The sequence below is a fragment of the Shewanella sp. BJSY2023SW005 genome (assembly GCF_047314585.1).
Classification (GTDB): domain Bacteria; phylum Pseudomonadota; class Gammaproteobacteria; order Enterobacterales; family Shewanellaceae; genus Shewanella; species Shewanella algae.
Map to the genome: position 1 here is coordinate 14,336 of NZ_JBKORJ010000066.1, position 20,231 is coordinate 34,566.

Here is a 20,231-nt window from a genome sequence, read left to right on the forward strand (position 1 = left end):
TATTCCATGAATAGATGAAGCGGCATGGCAGGCACTTTTCCTTCAGGCTCAAGCCCTTGCTATACTGGCCGCCCGCGGCACTTATATGGCACTTAAATAACAGTCACAGGATGAGACGTCCAGAATGAAGCACACAATTTCACCCTCTGAACGCTATGCCCAAGGCCCTTGGCAGCAAGACCCCGCCCAGTTGCCTGCGCTGGCAGCGCTTGATAAGCGTTTTCAGGCGCTCGGTCAGGGAAACAAAGTCCCCGGGCTCTACCTGTGGGGGGATGTCGGCCGCGGCAAGACCATGTTGATGGATCTCTTTTTCAATGCCGTCGAGGGGCAGCCCAAGCTCAGACTGCATTTTCATCACTTTATGGCCAGGGTTCACAGAGATCTGAACCGCATCAGCGGCACCCGTGAGCCTTTGGATCAGATTGCCGCCACACTGGCCAAAGAATGCCGCCTGCTGTGCTTCGATGAGTTTTTCGTCTCGGATATCGGCGATGCCATTATTCTCGGACGTTTACTCGAAGGCCTGTTTAACCGTGGCGTTATGCTGGTCAGCACTTCCAATACGCCAATCGAGCGCCTCTATGAAAACGGCCTGCAGCGAGAGCGCTTTTTGCCGACTATCGACTTGTTGCAACAGAAGATGGAATCGCTGCACCTCAATGGCGAACAGGACCATCGCCTCACCAAAGGCGCGCCCCATGCCCAGGCGGCACTTCCCCTGCTGCAGCTTGGCAATGAACCTGACTTCAGCCAGTGGTTTTCAAAAAACGCCTCGGGTCCAGGGCAACTCTGCATCATGGGCAGACCGCTTTTTTTCCAAGCTATGGAAGCTACACAATCCCTGGCCTGGTTTCGCTTCGATCAGCTCTGCGAAGGGCCGAGATCCACTCTGGATTATATGGAGCTGGCCGAAACACTGGATACTCTGCTGCTGAGCCATGTACCCAGGCTTGGCGGTGAGCGCCGCGGCTGGATCCGCGCCCGCGGCACCGAAGATGCTGCCGAAGCCGTCAGCACAGGCGATAGAAAACTCAGTTATGCGCCGGAGGATGATGCCGCCCGGCGCTTTATCGCCCTGATAGATGAGTTTTATGACAGGGGTAAACAACTGGTGCTGCATGCCCAAGTACCACTGGAGCAGCTTTATCAGGGCGGCGCCCTCAGCTTCGAGTTTCGCCGCACCTATAGCCGCTTAACCGAGATGCTGGGCAGCTCAGAGCTGGCGCCTGGCGTTATCCAATAGCCGCACTGACTCGGCCGCCTCGGTACGCATAGCGTCCAGCGCTTTGCTATCAAACAAGGTACCGCGATAGAAGAGCCCTCTTATCGATTGAGTGGCACCTATGTCCTGCAGCGGATTGTCCTGCAGCCATAGCAGTTCTGCCTTTTTGCCGACTTCAATGCTGCCATAGTCCTTGCTCTGGCCCATGAAGCGGGCGCCATTAATGGTAGCCGAGCGCAGAATATCGGCATTGTTCACCCCGGCCTGTTGCCAGAGTTGCAGCTCAGTGTGCAGCCCTTCGGCGGGGTAAACATAAGTGTTGAGCGCAGCAGAATCGCTGCCCGCCAGCAGGGTAACCCCGGCCTGCAACAGTTTTGGCAACTCGGCAGCCAGCGCCTGATAATGCTGCTTACGTGTCTGCCACTGCTGAGGTGTTTGCGCTCCCATACGCTCAATTCGCCAACGATATTTATCGGTAAAAGCTTGGGTCAGAAACGCCATGAAAGGATCTTGGTTGTGATCTTGAGTATCGAGCCAGGCCAACTGGTGGCCGCCAATCAAGGTTGGCGTCACGGCAACGCCTTTGGCTGCCAACATGCGGTAACCCAGCTGCGCCTGCTCCGGGTCGAACCCATCACGATACGCTTGGCTCGCCTGCTTAGTGCTCATGCGTCCGGCCGCAACCGCAGCAGCAATTTGAGGCTCTTGGGCATTTCCCAGCCTAAGTACATATGAAGCATGTTCTATGCTGGACAGCCCGCTCTTGGCGGCTTCGAAAATGCTGACCCCATAGGGAATATGGCTGGATACCAGATGTCCACGGGCACGGGCCTCTTTGAGTGTTTCCAGATAGAGAGCCGCCGGCATGGTATTTTCAGTGATCTTGATAAAGTCGACCGCCATACTCTCAAGCTTGTCCATGCCTTGACGTATTTCGGCGCCATCAGCCACTTCCAGATCGCCATTCCAGACAGAGTCCGGACCTTCAAACTTCTGCCCGGCACTGAAAATTCTCGGCCCCAAACGGTTACCGGACTCAATCTGTTTACGCCATAACAGCACTTCCGGCGCCAGATCGCTGGCCGCTTCACGCACCGCGGTAATGCCGTAACTTAAGTAAAGCGGCAGTAACAGGGCATTGTCCTCCACCAGTTCCCGGCCTTCGAAGTGCACATGCATGTCCCACAAAGATGGCATCAAAATGCCGCCCTGAAGATCCACAGTGCGCTCAGCCGTTAACTTGGCAGAGCTGTCTTCAATGGCGCTGATCCGCCCCTCATCGATCGCCAGTTGTTTACCTGATAGCAAACGCCCCTGCTCCACATCCAGCAAACTGAAATTGGTCAGCAGCCACTCATGGGGTTTGGCCTGCAGCGGCGAGGGAAATGATGTGGCCAAGAGACATAACAGCGACAGTTTTTTCAATGACATTCCGGCTTCCTTAATTATTATTTTAGGTCTAATAAACAAATTGTTATCAACAGTTCCAGGTCTCTGGAGAGTCACAATACCAACCTCTCCCGCCGAGGAATGATTTCGGCCTTATTGAGCATGAACCTTGGAGACTCCTTGCTGCTCATCTGTCACCCGGTGCGCAGGCAAACCTGATGGACCAAAACCAAAACAAAGCACGGTCACCACCAAGACAAACAACCAATGCAACAACCACAGTGGAGCAAAATCGGTACTGCTCTGCATCACAGGCGCTGCGCCATCAAGCAACAAGGGCGGTAAGATCAAGGGAGGCAGCGCCGCCAGCAGGAAGCCGCCGCCCTGCACCATGGCACTGAGGCCGACCGTCTGCTCGGCGCCGCGGTATTCTTCATGCACCAGGACCAAGGTAAGTGAAAAGCTGCCGCCAAGCCCCACGCCAAGCAGAAGACTCCAAAGCACAGGGGCGCCCTGAGGCCACAAAGCCAAGGCCATAAAGCCTACTAATTGCGCGATAAGAGCCAACCATAACCAGGGACGGCGGTCGGCTTTTGCTTGCTTGCCGGCGAAACGACCTGCCAGCAGCGGCAACGTCAGGGCTGAAAACATCTGTGCCAGCGCCATCAGGGCCACCAGCCGCCCACTTGCAAGCTGAGACATGCCCAGTTTCTGATAGCTAAGCGGTAACCAAGCCACCAGGCTGGCATAGCCTCCATTGATAAGCCCGAAACTCAGCAACAAATACCAGGCCTTTGCCCGGCGCCATGGCAAGCTTGGTTTAGCGGGCGCGGGATTATCCTCCTCTGATGTACTCACAATAGAGCCTTCAGTCAGAGGTGCGACTCTGGAAACAGCCGGTTGAGAGTCACGCCTGGCCAACCAAAGTGCGAGTAACAACACAGGTATGCAAGGCAGCGCCCATAATGCCAACACCGAAGCCCCCTCTGAAAACAGCGTTATCAACCAAGGAGTGACTCCAGCGCCCAGAGCGCCGCCGCCCATCAACAGCGCCGAGTATCCCCCCATTAATACCGGCAAGTGTCCGGCGAAATGCTGTTTGATAAGCCCTGGTAACTGCAGTTGCATCCAAGCTACGGCAAGCCCGGCCAGCAAGGTGGAGAGCCAAAGCAGTGGCATAGTAACTCTTGCTCTGAGTACTAGCGCCAAAGTCAGCAAGCCGAGGCTAAGAGCCACACCGGGCAAGCTGGAGAGCCTTTTAGGTAACCAAGGGGCAGTCAGTGCTCCAACCCCCATCAGCAACATTGGCATTGAGGTCAGCCATCCCAGAGCCTGCACCTCAATACCAAGCTCGCTACTGAGCTGTGCCAGCAAAGGCCCGGGCGATGTCAGAAAAGGCCTCAACGCCAGTGCACCACCAAACAATAACAGCAGCAGAGCCACTCTGGTCAAATACGGCTGTTGAAGTGTCATTGCTCTTCGCTATCCCCAGTTGGATTTGCCTGAGCATCATGTGCCAAAGCGCCATAGAGCCAGGCAGGTTCAAAGGAGCTTTGACAACGACGAATGGTAAACCCCGGGCTTTGTGCAAGCTTTTGGCTCTCCAAACCCAACAAACCATAGCTGGCTTCACTGGAGAATCCCCAGAATTCGGCATCGTGATTATCGAATACATAGCGTATCTCACGTATACCTGCCATCAAGGCGGCAGCCAAACACATGGGGCAAGGGTGACCACTGGCGTAGAGCACGGCACCATCGAGTTGTGTCGTCTCTAATGACTTGGCCGCCGCACGTATGGCCTGCATTTCGGCGTGAGCCGAAGGGTCGCAGTCGGCTGCGACTCGGTTGACACCTTGTGCAATAATCTCCCCGTCTTTCAGCAACAGGGCGGCAAAGGGTCTGGCGCCGGACAGCAGATTATCTTTGGCCTTGATCACCAAGTGTTCTATTAGATCGGCTTCTGTCAGCGACATGCTTGTGAGTGTTGCTTTCATTCTGTGGCTTCCAGGCAAATTTTCCATCCAGTCTAAAAACTGCCCATTTGATTTGGAAATTAAATAATGAAATATTCATCAGTGGAATTCTCACTAATCCGGTACTGATGAAAACACCTCATTCTCCCGCCAACCTGGCACTGCTCGATCCTGTATTACTGCGGGCCTTTGTCGCCGTCGCCGACAGTGGCAGTTTCACCCGCGCCGCGGCCGCCACTCACCTGACCCAGTCAACAGTTAGCCAGCAGCTTCGCCGTCTGGAGCAACAATTGGGTTATCCTTTACTGGATCGCAGTGGCCGTTATGCCCAAACCACACCTGAAGGTGAGCGACTGCTTACTTATGCCAGACAGATACTGGCGCTGATGCGGGAAGCCGGAGGTCGAACACAAGAGGCGTTTACCCCACTTCGATTGGGAGTGCCGGAAGATTTTGCCGGTGAGGTACTGACCCAGGTGTTGGCCGAGCTGCAACGCCAGGAGCCGACATTACAACTGGAACTGACATCTGGGCTGAGCCAAGGCCTTTATGAAGCCTTTCGTGATGGCAAACTGGATATAGTGCTGGTGAAACAACGCCTCGGCGCCAGTCGCGGCGTCGCCTGCTGGCCAGAACCTGTTTGCTGGTTCGACAGTCGCAGCCACTCACTGGCAGAAAAGCGCCCGCTACCTTTGGTGGCCTTTCCCAATGGTGGTTTATATCGAAGTGAGATGATCCAGCTGCTTGATGAAACCGGGATAGAGTGGCAAATGGTGCAAGTCAGTAATTCACTGTCACAGGTGAAAGCCGCTGTAGCCGCAGGCATAGGAGTGAGCCTGTTGCCCAAACGCCTGCTCACAGACGCCCATATTCAGCAAGAGACTCTACCACCGCCATTACCGATGGAACTGGTACTGCATGCTGCGCCCAGCCTGAACCATATGGGCAAGCGGCTAATTCAGGACTTGGTCGCCCGTTGTAATGACTTGATGGTTACTTAAGAAAACAAAACGCCAACCCAGCTAATCGCGCCCCGGCTTTCTGCGGTACATCAAGCCGTCGGCCTGAGCCATCAACTCGGCCAAGCTCCTGGGTTGGGCCGGATCGTATATGGCTTCTCCGAGGCTGGCACGGATCTGATAGGGTTTTGCCAAGCGGAAGTTGAGTTCGGCCAAGGCTTTACGGAACCTCAACTTGATGGCCCTGACATCCAATGGTCGCAAATGGGTCAGCAGTACGGCAAACTCATCACCTCCAAGCCTGGCTACCACATCCGACTCGCGGAAACAGCTCACCAGCATGGCGGCAAAGGCCTGCAACACGGCATCACCTTCACTGTGACCATAGGTATCATTAATGGGCTTGAATTCGTTGAGATCCAGATACAGCAAGGCACCGTAGAAACTTTCACGACAACAGGAAGACAGTGCCATCTCCCCCAGTAACTCAAAGCCCCGGCGGTTGGCCACGCCGGTGAGTTCATCCTGACAGACCTCTTCCATATGCTGCAGTTCGTTTTCCACCATATGGCCGAGATCTTCCAGACACAGCTTATCTTCCTGGGACAGTTCTCTTGGGCGTACATCTATGATGCAGAAGGTGCCAACCCGACAACCATTGCGCATAGTCAAAGGATAACCGGCATAAAAGCGGATATGGGGAGCGCCGGTAACCAGAGGGTTGTCGGCAAAACGAGGGTCCTTGAGAGTATCCGGGATCAGCATGGATTCAGGCGACAGGATGGCATGACCACAAAACGACTGATCTCTGGGTGTCTCCCTGAGGGAGATACCTAAGCTGGACTTGAACCATTGTCGTTTGGCATCAACCAAACTAACCAAACAGATGGGTACTTCAAACAGTCGCTGCGCCATGCGGCTGATGCGATCAAAGCGCTCCTCTGCTTCGGTATCCAACACCCCGAGTCCTTGCAGGGTAGCCAGCCTTAGTGGCTCATCCAAGGGCTTTGGGGGTCTTGGCATAGGCATTCCTCAACAGTGGCTTCAGGCAAAGCAATCGACAAAACTTCTCCGTTAACTATAGATAGCCTGAGCGCACCGGTAAACTATTGCCCCAGGATAAGCTCATAGATGTTACTGACCCGTTCGGCCTGCTCCGCCACTTTTTCCTGTGCCACCAGCCCAGGCAAACCGGCCAGAGTCAACCTGTGGTTTTCATCCCTCAGCATGCAATAGGCCTGGGTCAGATGCTGCGCCGACATCAAGGGCAGCAGTTCAAGCTCGGCCAACACCTCAAAAATCCGCACATTATCAGACCAGATACACAGCTCGGGGTGCTTATGGGCATGGGCCAGCACCAAATACTGAGCGATAAACTCAATATCGGCGATACCGCCAACGCTTTGTTTAAGATCGAACATTCCCTGCGGCGCTTTGAGCAGATGGTCGCGCATCTTGAGGCGCATCTCACGCACTTCGCTGGCCAGCTGTTTCCTGTCTCTTGCTTGGCGCAGCACGCTGTCACGCACCGCCTGAAATTCCTGCGCCAAGGCGTTATCACCGAAGACAAAGCGGGCACGAACCAAAGCCTGATGTTCCCAAGTCCAGGCCTCCTGCTGCTGATACTCGCCGAAATGCCCAATTTCACTGACCAAGAGCCCGGAGGCGCCCGATGGTCGTAGGCGCATGTCTACCTCGTAAAGCTCGCCCGACATGGTGCGGGTGGAAAACAGGTGTAATATCCGCTGCGCCAGTTTGAGATAGAAGTGCCCTACATCCAACGGCTTGTCACCGTCAGTCGAGCCGCCCTTGGCATTGTGCAGAAACACCAGGTCGAGATCCGAGCCGTAGCCCAGCTCAATGCCCCCCAGCTTGCCATAGCCGACGACGGCAAAACCTATCTCCCCGTCAGCCAGGCCAGGCGGCACGCCGTGGCGCTCTGTCATTTGCTGCCAGGCCTGTTGCACCACTTGCTCTATGATGGCCTCGGCAAGAAAAGTCAGGTGATCGCTGACCTGCATGATAGGTAAGACCCCGGTGACATCCGCGGCGGCAATTTTCAACTGTTGCGACAGTTTAAACTGCCTGAGCGCCTCCATCTGCTGCTCCATATCCTCTTCCGGAACCCGCAGCAGGTATTGGCGCAGTTCACTGCCGTAGTCATCCAGAGAGGTGGTGTCATAAAGCTGCGCCGGATCGATCAGTTCATCCAGCAACATGGGGAATTTCGCCAGCTGCTGGGCAATCCAGGGACTGGCACAACACAGGCTCACCAATTGTTGGCGGGCGCCGGGATTTTCACACAGAAGTTCAAGATAAGTGGTACGGGTCAGGATCTGCTCCAGTACGCCGGTTACCGGCTTGAATGCCTTGCCGGGATTGGGCTGCAGCGTCAGCTCCTCAAGCATTTTCGGCATCAGCTTATCCAGGGTATCCCGCCCTCTTGGCCCTATGGCCCGACGTGATACCGTCTCGCGCCAATGAGCCAGACTGCTCCAGAGTTCATTGTCTTCTATGCCTCGCTCGGCCAGCAGCGATTGTATGTCTTCCTCGCTGTCACAGACCCAAAGCTGACAGGCCCAGCTGTCGCTTTGCTCCTCATTGTCTTCATCACCGCCGACGGTATCGCGAAAATGGCGATGAATCTTTAACATGGCGGCCTCAACCTCACTGCGCAGTTCTGCTTCATTGGCCATCTCCAACGCAAAGCAGAGACGATGCCAATCCAGACCGTTATCCGGCAGGGTCTGGGTCTGTTTATCCCCTATGGCTTGCAACAAGTTTTCTACCCGGCGCAGCAGCAGATAACTCTGCTTGAGTTCATCTACCGCCAGATACTCAAGTTGCCCCAAACTAAAGAGGGTATCTATGGCATCGAACAAGCTTTGACTGCGCAGCGCCGGCTCCCGGCCGCCGCGGATAAGCTGAAAACTCTGCACCACGAACTCCACTTCGCGGATACCGCCGGCACCGAGTTTGATGTTGTCCTTGAGCTGGCGCCGCCGCACTTCCTGGGCGATCAGGCGCTTCATCCGTCTTAAGGAATCTATGGCGGAAAAGTCGATATAACGCCGGTAAACAAAGGGGCGTAGCAGGTCGTGAAGCTCATCCGAGTATTGAGTCCAGGGACCAAGCGCGCGGGCTTTGACCATGGCGTAACGCTCCCAGTCACGCCCCTGCTCCTGATAATAATCCTCAAGGGCGCTGTAGCTGACCACCAGCGGGCCACTCTCTCCATAGGGGCGCAAACGCATGTCGACCCGGAACACGAAACCGTCGACTGTGACCTGCCCCAGCAGATTGACCAGGCGTTGCCCCATGCGGATAAAGAACTGCTGGTTATCCAGGCTGCGCCGACCGCCCTGGGTCTCACCGTGTTCCGGAAAGGTAAAGATCAAGTCGATATCAGATGAGAAGTTCAGCTCACGGCCGCCCAGCTTACCCATCCCCAGGATCATCAAAGGTTGTGGCTTGCCGTTGCAGTCACAGGGGGTTCCCAGACTCTGGCACATTTCGCGATAGAGCCAGTCTCTGGCGCCAATTATCAGTGCCTCTGCCAATACAGAGAGATCGAGCAGTGACTCCTGCAGCGGGCTATACCCCATGAAGTCGCGCCAGGCGAGGCGCACCATTTGCCGGTTGCGATAGTTTCGCAGCACTGACTTAGCGGTTTCTTCCTGGGTGACAGGGTCGAGCAGGGATTGGATTTCGTCGGCAAAGTCTTGTCTATCCAGGCGAGTGAGCTGGCCGCTAAAGAAGGGGGCAATCCATTCAGGGTGGCGGCACAGCTGAGTGGCAACATAATCACTCAGGCCCATAACCCGCTGCAGCTCCTGCTGCTCTATGAGGCTGAGCTCGGTGACCACCTCAGGCCAGCGCTCCACCAGCAGATGCCAATGCTTACCGGCCTGTTTGCACAGCAACTCGGAAAACGGCTTTTGACTGTCACACCCCAATTCCATAGTTATCCCTGTTCGATTGTATTCAAGACCATTTAGACATATTATGTCATCTTTGCCGCACAAACGTCCGCTCGACATGGATTTTAACCGGCCGATGCAGATGATTCTGACTTCACCCCAATTCTTGTGGGTGATACTCTGTGCACAGATTACACCAACTTGCACTGACGGCCTACGGGGACCAGAGGTTTTAGCACCGTTTGCCGGGCTCAAGTGCTTATCATAATGGAGAAAACATGGCAGGAATGCTGATCCGTATTCTCAGTCTGCTGATGCTGTTATCACTGACAGCCTGCGGTGACGACAGACCCGAGCAGATTGCCCAGTTGCAACAGCTGAATGACCAACGTCTGGAAAAACTCGGCCAGATGCTGGACAAAGACCAGCTGCGCAATGGCATCTTACTCAAACAGTATGGTCAAATTCTGGCGCAGCAGCGGCCGGAGCTACAGCCGCTGGTGGAGCAACTAACACTGGATGCCACCAGTAAGGGACCACTGTACAAGTCACTGGAAAGCAGGGTGAAAGACGCCAAGGTGGCGAGCAACTTTGTCAATCTTGACCAACAGTTGGAAGAGGGAAACAACCTCTATCAAGCGCTGGACTCTAGCCTGTTCAACGACATGCTGTCAGATCCCGTCAATGTGATTGCCGATATGTCAGAGGGCAAACTCGCCAGGGTCAACGCCATCAGCCGCGAGGCTTCAACCCTGGCCAATGGCTCGGAAGACTTTGGTGCCGGTAGCCAGTTAGTGGGTAACCCCGCCTATGGCCAGTGGCAAACCGATTCCAACGGCATGTCCTTTTGGGCCTGGTATGGCATGTACTCCATGTTTTCCAACCTGTTCCACAGGCCGGTTTATTATGACAACTGGTCCAGAGGCAGGGATTACAGCTACTACAATGATGTGGGGCGCTATCGCTATACCTCCCCCAAGCAGGCCAAGGCCCAAACCCAGGTCTATGAGCGCACCAAAAAACGTTTCGACTCTCAAGGCAAACGCTTTGACAGCCCTTATGCCAAGTCCCGCTCGGGCTCCAGCGCCCTCTCTCGTCAGAGCAGCGCCGCACCCAAGCCATCCAGCAGTGGACAATCGGCCAGCAAGTTTCGCTCAAATTACTCTAAAGACAGCAGTTTCCGTAATTCTGGCAGTCGCACCAGCCGTGGTGTCAGCCGGGGCAAATAACTCAGCCAGGATCACAACTTAAGGAATGAACATGACTCTATTTCAGGAATTCGGCATCACTCAGGAACTGGCCGTCATACTCGCCATCGACCTTTCTATCGCCGTGGTACTGCTCACTCTGACCCGCTACCTGCAGGGCTGGAGTGTTCGGGTAAACAGCAGTGAAGAGCTGGCAGTCAGAGACAACTTCGCCTTCGGCATCAGCACCGCCGGCGCTGTGGCGGCACTGGGTATAGTACTGACCGGCGCCATTACCGGCGCCGCCGCCCACAGTTATCTGCAGGAAGCCATCGGCATGAGCGCCTACGGCCTGTTTGGTCTAGTGCTGATCAAACTGGGGCGCTTTTTGCACGATAAAATCGCCTTGAATAATATCGACAAGAACGCCCTGGTGCTCAAAGGCAATGTGTCGGTTGCGATAGTCGATGCCTCGGCCGCTATCGCCACAGCGATTATTATCCGCGCCGTACTGCTGTGGGCCGAAGATCTGACCCTGGATACCTTTATTGCCATCCTCAGCGCCTTCGCCATTTCTCAATTGATGCTGGTGTTACTGACCCGCCTCAGAGAGAATCGCTACGCCGCCCGCAACCAGGACAGCTCAATGCAGCAGGCGCTGGCGCAGGGAAATACCGCCCTGGCGATACGTCATGCCGGGGCGATGATCGCCATGGCACTGAGCTTCAATGCCGCCAGTCACTTTATCGTCTTCAGCCCTGAAGCCTATGTCACCAACGCCCTTGGCTGGCTGGTGTTCTCCTTCATTATGTTGGTGGTACTGAGCCTGTTGCTGCCCTTGGTCAAACTCCTGGTGCTGGCAAAAATTGACCTCGCCGATGAGGTGGAGAAGCAGCACAACATAGGCTTGGCCGCAGTTGAAATGGCGATCAGCATAGCGGTTGCGCTGATCCTCACCGCTTTGATGGCCTGATCCCGTGGCATTAAGTAGTAACGCCAACACCCAAGAGCCCAACAGACGCCACTTAGGTGCCCTCGATGATGCCCTGCTTTTGGGGATCATGGGGGTACTGGCGGCCTGTGGTCTGATATACGAATACCTGCTTTCCCATTATGCCGGGCGCATTTTGGGCGCCCTCGAGGCGGCCATCTACACCATGATAGGCTTGATGATAGTCTCCATGGGCTTGGGGGCCTTTGCCGCCCGCAAGATAAAGTGCGCCTTCAGTGGCTTTGCAGTATTGGAATTGACTGTCGCCTTGCTGGGCTCACTGGCGATTCTGATCACCGCGGCCGTCATCGGCTTTGGCCACGAGCTACCGGAACTGATAGGACGAACTCTGGGGCTACCGCCGGATCATCTGCCTCAGGGTGGCTTTATCGGCCGTTTTCAGGAGTTGTCCCGCTACCTGCCCTATTTCTGGGGTGTGTTGCTCGGTTTGATGATAGGCATGGAGATCCCGCTCATTGCCAGGGTGCGTCAGGCACTGTCCGATGAACACCTGCTGCACAATGCCGGCACCATTTATGGCGCCGACTATATAGGTGCCGGTGTGGGTGCGGCGCTCTGGGTCGGCTTTATGCTGGCGCTGGATATCCAGCTGGCTGCAGCCATGACCGCCGCCTTTAACCTCTTGGCCGGGTTTATCTTTATCATCCGCTTCAGGGACAGGATCCGCGCCGCCAACTGGTTACTGGCGGCACACGTACTGGCCACAGGAGTGCTGCTGATGCTGGCCATCAAGGGACCAACCTGGGAGCAAGGATTCAACAACCTCCTGTATCAGGACAAGGTGGTCTATGCCAAGGCTACCCGGTTTCAGCAACTGACACTGACCAAGCGCCTGATGGGTAACCATCTGCCGCCTGTTTACTCCCTCTATATCAATGGCCGGCTGCAGTTCTCCTCCAGCGATGAGCATATCTATCACGCCTTTCTGGTACATCCGACTCTGGCTGCCAGTGCCCGTCACGACAAGGTGTTGATCATAGGCGGCGGTGATGGATTGGGCTTGAAACAGGTACTGAAATGGCAACCCAAGCAGGTCACTCTGGTGGATCTCGATGCCGAGATGGTCAAACTGTTCAAAGAACCTGGGGCTGAAGTACCGGAAGATCTCAGGACAGCATTGCTCGGCCTCAACGGCAACGCCTTTGCCGATCCCAGGGTGGAAACGGTTTTCGACGATGCCTTTAACGGTGTCGACCGCTTGCTGGCCCGCGGCGATAAATACGATGCCATCATAGTGGATCTGCCTGATCCCTCACATCCGGATCTCAATAAGCTCTATTCAGACCTGTTTTATAAAAAACTCAGGGAACTTCTGAGCGCAGATGGAGCCATCAGTATACAGTCCACCTCGCCTTACCATGCGACCAAGGCCTTTATCTCTGTAGGCAAGACCCTGGCGCTGGCGGGATTCAAGGTGAATCAGTATCACCACAATGTGCCCAGCTTTGGCGAATGGGGCTGGACCATAGGGACACTCAATGGCCAGGATGCCAAGAGTCGGCTGCAGCAGATGCAGCAACTGCCGGTGGAGGATGACTGGTTGACGCCTGGGCTTATCCGCGGAGCCTTCGAGTTTCCGAAACAGTTTTACACTAAGATGGACCAGGTTCAGCCCAACACCATAGGCTCACTGCAGCTGTATTACTACCACCTGCAGGCATGGACAGATGAACAAGGTGTAGCAACCTTTTAAACAGGCAAAGATAACGCTTGACATATTATGTCTCGGTGTTATCTTTAAACGCAGACATAATATGTCAAAGAGGACAAATATGAATATTCACACTATTGCCAATCATTTAAATGGACTTGGCGACAACAGCTCTACTGGGTTCCAGTTTGACTGTTACCCCATTGAAGGGGATGTAGAAGTGTTGCAGGTCAATGTGGTTGGCCGTGAAGAGATCCCCGTATTTGTTTCGGTAACGGAAAACCAAATCCTCTGCATCAGTTATCTCTGGGGAGAGGATGAACTCAAGCAGGAACGCCGTGCCGAGATGTTTGAAACCATGTTGGAACTCAACATCCCTATGCCACTGTCTTCATTCGCCAAGATTGACGATAAATATGTGGTTTACGGTGCACTCTCCCTGCAATCGAGCATGCTGGAAATAGAGCAGGAACTCTCTGTCCTGTCTGACAACTGTCTCGAAGTCATTGACGAACTGGTCGACTTTTTGAAATAAGGAGCCAAATCATGGGCATACTGAACAAAATTCTTACAGCATTCCGCGGTGGGGCCAACGAAGTCGGCCAAAGCATAGTGGATGCCAATTCAACCCGCATCTTCGAACAGGAGATCCGTGACGCCGAGAAACACCTCACCAAGGCCAAGCGTGAACTGACAGATGTGATGGCCAAAGAGATGCAAGCCAGCCGTGAAATCGATCGCATTAAGCGTGCTGTCGCCGAGCATGAAGGCTATGCCACTCAGGCACTGGAAAAAGGCAATGAAACTCTGGCACTGGAAGTGGCCGAGAAAATTGCCCAGCTGGAAATGGAACTGGCCGAGCAACAAACTGCCAATGACAGCTTCAGCGCCCATGCTGCCCGCCTGAAAGATCTGGTGAAGAAGACCGAACGTCAGCTGGCCGACTATCAGCGTCAGTTGAGCATGGTCAAGACCACTGAAAGCGTGCAAAAGGCCACGGCTTCTATTACCGACTCTTTCGCGTCAAGCAACTCCAAGCTGCTCAACGCCAAAGACTCACTGGAGCGTATCAAGGCACGTCAGCAACAGTTTGACGACCGCTTGAAGGCTGCCGAAAACCTGGAAGCCGAGAACAGCGACCAATCGCTGAAAGCCAAGCTGGCTGAAGCCGGTATCGGCGAGCAAAAGAGCAACGCCAGCGATGTGCTCGAGCGTTTGAAAGCCAAGAAAGGCTGATAACCTATGGGATTCTTTGGCAGCCTGTTTGGCAAAAAAGAAACTCCAGTGCGTCAGCTTAAGCACCCATCAGAGCTGCAAAAGGGCGATATGATCTCCCTTGATGACAGCTTTGCCCTGCCCGCGCATCTGCGCGGGCAGCAGCTTAGGGTCGAAGCCGTCAATACCTATGAGTATCAGCGCAGTCAGTCGACTGAGTGGGTACTCAAGGGGCACAGCGGCGAAGCCATCTATCTGGGGCTGGATGAAGACGACGAAACCTGGCTGGCTTTCTCGCTGAAGATAAGCCGCGCTCAGGTCGATGCCTTATTCGATCTGGATGATTTCTCCGCGATCTTCGATGAGCCGGGGAAAGCAGAGCTGAGTACCAAGGCACTCACTGCCGAGACTGAGATGCTTGAGCAATGGCTCGGGAAACACTACCATCAGGTCAGTTTTGCTGAGTTTGGCTATTTCCACCGGGAAGATTACCGTGGACTCAGGCCGCCTCAGGATGCTGACGGTGCAACAGGTGATGCCTTCGAAAGCTATCAGTTGCTGGATGACGATGAGTCTCGCGCTCTGGATATCGAAGTCTATGAAGGCGGCGAAACCGACGTTGCGCTGACCCTTTACCGCCCCCTCAGCGATATTCGTGACTACTGGCCAGGAGAATAATGCGGCATGAGCAAGAACCACCCTTATCCGGAAAAATGGTTACAAAACCAAAAGGCTGCCAAGGCGACTCAGGTAGCTTTTGATCTGGATGAAAGGTTTCAATACTCCATCCGCAAGGCGGCCCTGGATACAGGTGTCAGCCCTTCAGATCAGATACGCATGATATTGGGTTTATCCGTGGCCAAGCGTCCCAAGCGGCCACGGTTAACCGTTTCGCTCAGCCCCACCGATTATGTCCAGCTCGCCGAAAAATACGGCCTTGCTCCGGATGCGCAATTGGAAATCAAAAAACGGGTATTGGAAGACCTGGTACAATTCGTAGACGAGCAATAAACAAGCGCGTTTACAGCTAACGGCAAGTCTTTTACCCTGAAAGGATACAAAGTTTCTCAATGGAAGAACCAATGCCGGATAAATCTCGCTGGTTCCTGAAACCGCCTGTTCAGGTCTCCCCTTTCGAATTGGCGATGATGATGTTGTCGCTGATCTCTGTGGTTGTGATCCTTATCATGACCTTTGTCCCTGTCGATCCTGAAACCCACAAGTTGTTGTTTTATATCGATACGGGTATCTGCTTTATCTTTATGAGTTATTTCCTGGTGGGTCTGTTCCGGGCAGAGAATAAACTCACCTATATCAAGTCTCACTGGGTCGACTTTGTCGCCAGTATTCCGGCGATTGAAGCACTGCGCTTTGCCCGTTTATTTCAGATCCTCAGGGTATTGAGGCTCATTCGCATGAGTCGTTCCCTGATAGGGCCACTGCTGAAGCAAAGGCGTCAGGCCACCATCGCCAGCTTGCTGGTATCCATGGTCACCATCATCACCATAGCCTCGGTATTGATGTTGCTGGTGGAAAGCGGCGTCGAAGGTGCCAATATTCAAACCGCCGAAAACGCCATCTGGTGGGCAATAGTGACCATTTCCACCGTAGGTTACGGTGACTTTTACCCTGTGACTACAGTAGGCCATGTAATAGGTGGCGTGGTCATCGTCTGCGGGGTCAGTTTCTTCGGGGTTATTTCCGGTTATATGGCATCACTGTTTGTCGCTCCCGATGAGCAGGAGAGCCTGGAAAACCAAAGCAAGGTCATCAAGAGCGAGTTGGATCTGGTACTCGAACGCATGGAAGCCAACCAACAACAGATGCTGACGGAAATCGCCGACTTGAAACAGAAGCTGGCGCAGCAGCAACGGGACTAATCAATCGACTAAAAAGGACGCCGAGGCGTCCTTCTTTGTGCTTACTTCCGGGCTATTCGTCCGGAACTCTTACCAGGCATCAGCGCCAGTAGGGTTGCTGCTGCAGTGCCATCTTGCGGGATTGTTCCATGGCAAAAATCAGACTCTGCTGTTTGTCTGCCAAAGCCTCGGCAAGCTCTGGCGCCAACTGCTCGGCCATAGCATAAGCGCCAAGACTGATGATCCCCTGACTCAAGTCCTGCCAGGGCGCGCGGAAACTATCGCGAGCCTTGGATGAGTAGAGACTGCCATAGGCCAGCCCCACCAGAATGCCTTCATCCAAGGGAGCTGCCAGCTTGAGATAATCATCACGGCTGAGTTCGTCTCCCGGCATGGCCGCCAGCAGTTTTTGCCAGGAAGCCTCCTGCAGACCGTCACAGGTTCCCTTCAAGCCCCCTGCCACGGCTATCTGCATCTCGCCACTGGCCAGCTCAAGCAACATATTCACCAGTTGCAACTGCAGCTGACCATAACGGCAATCCTGCCATAGCGCTTGCAAGCGGCTGCGGAAATCCATCTTTTGCAACTGTTGCACGGCTCGCTCGCGCACGCTCTCGGCATTGGCCAACTTACCAAGCAACAATTTATCCTGGGCCAGACGCGTGAGAGAGTTGGCTTCTGTTACAAAGGCGAGTTGCTGCTCCAGCCAGGAAAATCCCGCATCTGTCTGGCTGTTGCCCAGAGTAAACTGGCCCAGGGTCAAGCGCAGCAGGCGCACACAGGAGCGCAGACGCTGCCACAATAACGCTTGCCCTGCCGGGTCATCCAAACTCTCGGCAATCATGCCCTCCAACAGCTGCCAACGCTCCAGCGCCGTTTCCAGCACCACCAGGAGGGTAGCTTTGATATCACTGTCGCAGGGCAGGCTGATATATTGCAGCGCCTCCAACGCCAGCGGACTGGCCTGCTGCGCCAGACGATAACCTCGCTGCGCCTTGCTGGCCTTCCCAAGACGCATGGGCAGATTGGCAGCAACCTGCTGTGCCAACGGCAAGAGATCGGCCGCCCGGCCACGCTTGAGTTCAAACTCCAACTCACAAAGCGATTCGCTCTGGCCCCCGGCGGCGATAGTGCCGGTATCCAGAGCCAGTTCTATCAGGCTCTCCCCCTGAACCACCAACCAGCGGCAACGCTGAAAATCGGTATGAAACAGGCAGGTAAGCCGGGCCTGCAACGCATCGATGTCGGAATTCTCAGGCCAAATTTCGGCGGGAAATAGCGACAAAACCGGGCTATTGGCGTCTATATCGACATTGTATTCCGGCCGACTGTGGATCCCACCGCTGACACGACCGGCCGTTTTTATGGTTTGCTCCCGCTTGCCATCACATCCGCGGACTCTAAGGCCCATATCCAGCTGACGCAGTGCCAGCTCGGGCGTATCATAATAGCCATTACTTAGCTGCTGGCACCCTTGGGATGTGGCAGCGGGTAAGGAGTTCAGAAATGTGGTCAGGCGACTGACTTCCGTGGCGGGGAAAAAGAGCTTAAGTTCTATCTCATTTTGTTGATTGTCGGCATCCATGGTGCACTACTGCTCATTTTGTCATCAAAAATTCATCATCTCGTCATTTCGAGGTCACAATGTCATATTGTTGTCACAAAAATGACCTAGGATTATCCTGTCGGGTGATATATAACCCGATAGAATAAGAACTGACGTGTTTTCTGTAAAAACACAGTTTCAATAAGCGGACGCTTGGGTTAACATTCGCCCGCTTTTCCAATAGTGGAATAACCTAAATAGGTAAACGGCTATGCCAGTAAACTCTATTTTAGGCGTGTTTGCAAAATCGCCGATAAAACCTCTGCAAGAGCATATAGACAAAGTATACGATTGCGCTTCGTTACTTGTGCCCTTCTTCGAAGCAACCATAGCTGAAGATTGGGACAATGCGGTCACTATTCGCAAGAAGATCAGCCAAGAGGAAAAAGAAGCTGACTCACTGAAACGCGAAATCCGCCTGACACTGCCAGGTGGTTTGTTTATGCCAGTAGAAAGGACTGACTTGCTGGAGCTCCTGACTCAACAGGACAAAATCGCCAATAAAGCCAAAGATATTTCAGGTCGAATCATCGGCCGCCAACTGCTTGTCCCTCAAACCATCCAAACCCCTTTCATCGCTTATTTGCAGCGCTGCCTGGATGCAGTCGCCCTGGCCAAAGAAGCGATCAACGAGCTCGATGATCTGCTGGAAGCAGGCTTCCGTGGCCGTGAAGTGGATTTGGTAGCCAAAATGATCAGTGAACTCGATGCCATCGAAGAAGACACTGATGATCTGCAAATTCAGGTGCGTCGACAGCTGTTCGCTATGGAAGCTGAACTGAATCCTATCGATGTCATGTTTCTCTATAAGATAATTGAGTGGGTTGGTGACCTGGCAGATCTTGCCGAACGTGTCGGTTCCCGCCTTGAGCTGATGCTGGCTCGCGTCTAACAAACAAAAGGTTATCAAGGTAACAACATGGTTGATGTATTAGTCACCTATGGCCCCTGGCTCATAGGTATCGCGGCTGTTTTCGGGTTTCTTATGGCCTGGGGCATTGGAGCCAACGACGTGGCGAATGCAATGGGTACGTCTGTTGGTTCAAACGCAATTACCATTAAGCAAGCGATCATTATCGCAATGATCTTTGAATTCGCCGGTGCCTATCTGGCCGGTGGCGAAGTCACCAGCACCATTCGCAATGGGATCATAGATTCCAGCTACTTTACCGAAGTGCCGGAACTCCTGGTCTACGGCATGATAGCTTCGCTGCTGGCCGCAGGCATTTGGCTGGTAGCCGCATCAGCTCTGGGCTGGCCGGTTTCCACCACTCACTCTATCGTGGGTGCCATCATAGGTTTTGCCGCCGTGGGCGTGGGCACTGAAGCCGTTGCCTGGGGCAAAGTCGTTGGTATCGTTGGCTCTTGGGTCATCACCCCTGCGATTTCCGGCTTTATCGCCTTTATGATTTTCCAGAGCGTACAAAAACTGATTTTCAACACCGAAGATCCTCTGGGTAACGCCAAACGTTATGTGCCTTTCTACATGGCCTTTGCCGGCTTTGTAATGTCTTTGGTCACCATAACCAAAGGATTGAAACACGTTGGTCTCAAGTTCAGCACAGTGGAAGCCTATCTGCTGGCGCTGGCGATTGCCATTCTGGTGGGTATCGCAGGTAAGATTGCCATCAGCCGCCTGAAAATGAGCAGCAAAAATGATCGCCAAACTCAATTTGGTAACGTGGAAAGAGTCTTCGCTATCCTGATGGTAGTGACCGCCTGTTGTATGGCTTTTGCCCACGGCTCCAATGATGTAGCCAACGCCATCGGCCCATTGGCCGCGGTAGTCTCTGTAGTCAGCAGCGGCGGAGAAATCGGCTCTAAGTCAGCTTTGGTTTGGTGGATTCTGCCTCTGGGCGCCGTCGGTATCGTTATGGGGCTGGCCATATTCGGTAAGCGCGTAATGACCACCATAGGCAAAAATATTACTCACCTGACCCCAAGTCGCGGCTTTGCCGCCGAGCTGGCTGCTGCGTCAACCGTGGTTATCGCCTCGGGCACAGGTTTGCCTATCTCCACCACTCAAACTCTGGTGGGTGCGGTACTGGGTGTGGGCATGGCCAGGGGTATTGCCGCCATCAATATCGGTGTGGTTCGCAACATTGTGGTCTCTTGGGTCGTCACCCTGCCAGCCGGTGCCGGCTTGTCTATTCTGTTCTTCTTCACCATTAAAGGTGTGTTCGGCTAACAGAAATAGCTGTAGAAATCACGGTAAATATCATGATTATAAGAGGG

General features: G+C 54.1%; 18 protein-coding genes. 12 read left to right on the forward strand and 6 right to left on the reverse strand.

Annotation, left to right across the window (positions count from 1 at the left end; translation table 11 throughout):
- Positions 1 to 124 precede the first annotated feature (124 nt).
- Positions 125 to 1,243 carry a cell division protein ZapE gene (gene zapE, locus ACMHXI_RS21365; RefSeq protein ID WP_208223226.1) on the forward strand — a complete coding sequence of 373 codons (1,119 nt, stop codon included), beginning with the start codon at positions 125 to 127 and terminating at the stop codon, positions 1,241 to 1,243.
- Here the strand turns inward: zapE and ACMHXI_RS21370 are convergent.
- The 3 genes from ACMHXI_RS21370 to ACMHXI_RS21380 form a co-directional block, all read right to left on the reverse strand.
- Positions 1,214 to 2,653: an amidohydrolase family protein gene (locus ACMHXI_RS21370; protein ID WP_234519448.1), complete on the reverse strand. Its 1,440-nt coding sequence runs from the start codon at positions 2,651 to 2,653 to the stop codon at positions 1,214 to 1,216. The two genes, zapE and ACMHXI_RS21370, sit on opposite strands and share 30 nt — an antisense overlap.
- 111 nt (positions 2,654 to 2,764) lie before the next feature.
- Positions 2,765 to 4,084, reverse strand: coding sequence for an MFS transporter (locus ACMHXI_RS21375; protein WP_221060603.1), 1,320 nt, complete (start codon positions 4,082 to 4,084; stop codon positions 2,765 to 2,767).
- A complete protein-coding gene (locus ACMHXI_RS21380; protein ID WP_208124213.1) occupies positions 4,081 to 4,608 on the reverse strand; it encodes a nucleoside deaminase in 528 nt (175 codons plus the stop codon). The genes ACMHXI_RS21375 and ACMHXI_RS21380 overlap by 4 nt, the downstream gene beginning before the upstream one ends.
- A 107-nt stretch (positions 4,609 to 4,715) precedes the next feature.
- Between ACMHXI_RS21380 and ACMHXI_RS21385 the strand changes: the two genes are divergently transcribed.
- Positions 4,716 to 5,588, forward strand: a complete 873-nt coding sequence (locus ACMHXI_RS21385; RefSeq protein WP_107352438.1) for a LysR family transcriptional regulator — start codon at positions 4,716 to 4,718, stop codon at positions 5,586 to 5,588.
- Positions 5,589 to 5,609: 21 nt separating this feature from the next.
- Here ACMHXI_RS21385 and ACMHXI_RS21390 read toward each other — a convergent pair whose 3' ends face one another.
- The gene (locus ACMHXI_RS21390; protein WP_234519445.1) at positions 5,610 to 6,569 is read right to left on the reverse strand and encodes a sensor domain-containing diguanylate cyclase; all 960 of its coding nucleotides are present in this window, start codon (positions 6,567 to 6,569) and stop codon (positions 5,610 to 5,612) included.
- A gap of 83 nt (positions 6,570 to 6,652) precedes the next feature.
- Complete coding sequence (gene glnE / locus ACMHXI_RS21395; RefSeq protein WP_146508968.1) at positions 6,653 to 9,508, reverse strand: bifunctional [glutamate--ammonia ligase]-adenylyl-L-tyrosine phosphorylase/[glutamate--ammonia-ligase] adenylyltransferase; 2,856 nt, start codon at positions 9,506 to 9,508, stop codon at positions 6,653 to 6,655.
- Positions 9,509 to 9,744: 236 nt separating this feature from the next.
- Here glnE and ACMHXI_RS21400 point away from each other — a divergent pair, with 236 nt between their 5' ends.
- From ACMHXI_RS21400 to ACMHXI_RS21435, 8 genes are all read left to right on the forward strand, one after another.
- Entirely contained in the window at positions 9,745 to 10,695 is a 951-nt protein-coding gene (locus tag ACMHXI_RS21400) for a hypothetical protein (RefSeq protein WP_025888554.1), read from the forward strand.
- Between the two features lie 31 nt (positions 10,696 to 10,726).
- Positions 10,727 to 11,626: a DUF350 domain-containing protein gene (locus tag ACMHXI_RS21405; protein WP_025010360.1), complete on the forward strand. Its 900-nt coding sequence runs from the start codon at positions 10,727 to 10,729 to the stop codon at positions 11,624 to 11,626.
- Positions 11,627 to 11,630: 4 nt separating this feature from the next.
- Positions 11,631 to 13,358 carry a polyamine aminopropyltransferase gene (locus tag ACMHXI_RS21410; protein WP_028780529.1) on the forward strand — a complete coding sequence of 576 codons (1,728 nt, stop codon included), beginning with the start codon at positions 11,631 to 11,633 and terminating at the stop codon, positions 13,356 to 13,358.
- A gap of 79 nt (positions 13,359 to 13,437) precedes the next feature.
- Positions 13,438 to 13,851, forward strand: coding sequence for a YjfI family protein (locus ACMHXI_RS21415; RefSeq protein ID WP_025010359.1), 414 nt, complete (start codon positions 13,438 to 13,440; stop codon positions 13,849 to 13,851).
- Between the two features lie 11 nt (positions 13,852 to 13,862).
- The gene (locus ACMHXI_RS21420; RefSeq protein ID WP_025010358.1) at positions 13,863 to 14,552 is read left to right on the forward strand and encodes a PspA/IM30 family protein; all 690 of its coding nucleotides are present in this window, start codon (positions 13,863 to 13,865) and stop codon (positions 14,550 to 14,552) included.
- Between the two features lie 6 nt (positions 14,553 to 14,558).
- Complete coding sequence (locus ACMHXI_RS21425; RefSeq protein ID WP_025010357.1) at positions 14,559 to 15,209, forward strand: hypothetical protein; 651 nt, start codon at positions 14,559 to 14,561, stop codon at positions 15,207 to 15,209.
- A 6-nt stretch (positions 15,210 to 15,215) separates the two neighbouring features.
- The gene (locus tag ACMHXI_RS21430) at positions 15,216 to 15,542 is read left to right on the forward strand and encodes a hypothetical protein (protein ID WP_025010356.1); all 327 of its coding nucleotides are present in this window, start codon (positions 15,216 to 15,218) and stop codon (positions 15,540 to 15,542) included.
- A gap of 71 nt (positions 15,543 to 15,613) precedes the next feature.
- Positions 15,614 to 16,411, forward strand: a complete 798-nt coding sequence (locus ACMHXI_RS21435) for an ion transporter (protein ID WP_144191759.1) — start codon at positions 15,614 to 15,616, stop codon at positions 16,409 to 16,411.
- Between the two features lie 79 nt (positions 16,412 to 16,490).
- Here the strand turns inward: ACMHXI_RS21435 and ACMHXI_RS21440 are convergent, their stop codons facing one another.
- Complete coding sequence (locus tag ACMHXI_RS21440; protein WP_037436941.1) at positions 16,491 to 17,975, reverse strand: inorganic triphosphatase; 1,485 nt, start codon at positions 17,973 to 17,975, stop codon at positions 16,491 to 16,493.
- A 232-nt stretch (positions 17,976 to 18,207) separates the two neighbouring features.
- Between ACMHXI_RS21440 and ACMHXI_RS21445 the strand changes: the two genes are divergently transcribed.
- Both ACMHXI_RS21445 and ACMHXI_RS21450 read left to right on the forward strand, forming a co-directional pair.
- On the forward strand, positions 18,208 to 18,888 hold the full coding sequence (locus ACMHXI_RS21445) for a TIGR00153 family protein (RefSeq protein WP_025010354.1): 681 nt from the start codon (positions 18,208 to 18,210) through the stop codon (positions 18,886 to 18,888).
- 27 nt (positions 18,889 to 18,915) lie between these two features.
- Entirely contained in the window at positions 18,916 to 20,184 is a 1,269-nt protein-coding gene (locus tag ACMHXI_RS21450) for an inorganic phosphate transporter (RefSeq protein ID WP_025010353.1), read from the forward strand.
- Positions 20,185 to 20,231 lie beyond the last annotated feature (47 nt).